We start from the raw sequence: 1,312 nt of genomic DNA on the forward strand, positions 1-1,312 counted from the left end.
ATGATATTGGGGTCAAAAGCCTGTCTATAGCACCTTGAAAAGTTCATATATTTTGTAGTAAATACAAGCCGAAATGCTTCTCTTGCTGTATAATAGAGCTATCCTAGAAAAGAAGGTAATCTTTATGTCATTCAAAGAAAATTCTTACCAGCAAATATCATTTACAGATAGTTTTTCCGGCTTAACCGCCAGGGAACAGAAAGCACTGGAAAAATCCTGGGCAAAAGTTTTTGCTGATGAAATATTCCCTGCCATTGATGAAAAGCGCTTTTCTGTCTTATACAGTAATAATGCATCCAGACCGAATACTCCGGTAAATGTAATCGTTGGTGCACTCATTATCAAAGAGCTTTTTGATTATTCGGATGATGAAATGGTTGAAAATCTTATGTTGGATTTCCGGCTCCAGTATGCCCTGCACACAACGAGTTTCGAAGAGCAGCCGCTGAGCGACAAGACACTGAGCCGTTTCCGCAGGCGGTGCTATGATTACGAAACACTTCATAACAAGGATCTTTACCATGACTGCGTAAATGACCTGAGTGCTTCCATTGCCAAACTGATGAGGATCAGCGGGAAGATCCGGCGTATGGATTCCATGATGATCGAATCCAACATCCGTAAACTCAGCCGGATGGAACTGATCTATACTTGTATTTCAAAGCTGGCAGTTTCTATGAATAAGGCAAATGATTCTGCTCTGCCGGAGGATCTGAAGCACTACACAGATCCGAATGATTTCAACAGAGTGATCTATCACCAGAGAAGTACGGATGCAGAGGAACGATTAAAGCAGCTTCTTGCGGATGCCGATAAACTTCTCACCTTATGTGAGTCTGAGTATCAGGATTCAACAGAGTATGATCTGTTTGTCAGATGCCTGTCTGAACAGACAGTTGTTGAAAATGGAACTCGCAGACTCCGCACAAAAGAAGACGGCGGTATGAACTCATCCATGATGCAGAATCCTTCTGATCCGGAGGCTACATTCCGGAGCAAAGCCGGAAAAGAGCATCGGGGATATACAGCCAACCTTGAGGAATCCGTAGGTAAGAATGGTTCCGTTGTAACGGATTATCAATATGACCAGAACAATCACAGTGACAGCCAGTTTCTCCAGGAACATCTTGAGCAGATGGAGAAACAGGAAGAGCGGACAGTCATAATTACGGATGGCGCATACAGCGGGACAGAAAACACGCAGCTCGCATCGGAGAAGAATGTAGAACTGATCACTACAAGCCTGACGGGGAAATTCGCCCCGGATATCCTTGCTGATTTTGAATTCAACGAAGAAGGAACAAAAGTTCTC

General features: G+C 43.6%; 1 protein-coding gene. It reads left to right on the top strand.

Features of this window, described 5'->3' with window-relative positions; all coding sequences use genetic code 11:
• Positions 1-124: 124 nt before the first annotated feature.
• The coding region (locus Selli1_RS18180; protein WP_281874503.1) for a transposase at positions 125-1,312 on the top strand (1,188 nt) is incomplete at its 3' end.

This window comes from Sellimonas catena (genome assembly GCF_027924685.1).
In the GTDB taxonomy this organism is placed as follows: Bacteria; Bacillota; Clostridia; order Lachnospirales; family Lachnospiraceae; genus Sellimonas; species Sellimonas catena.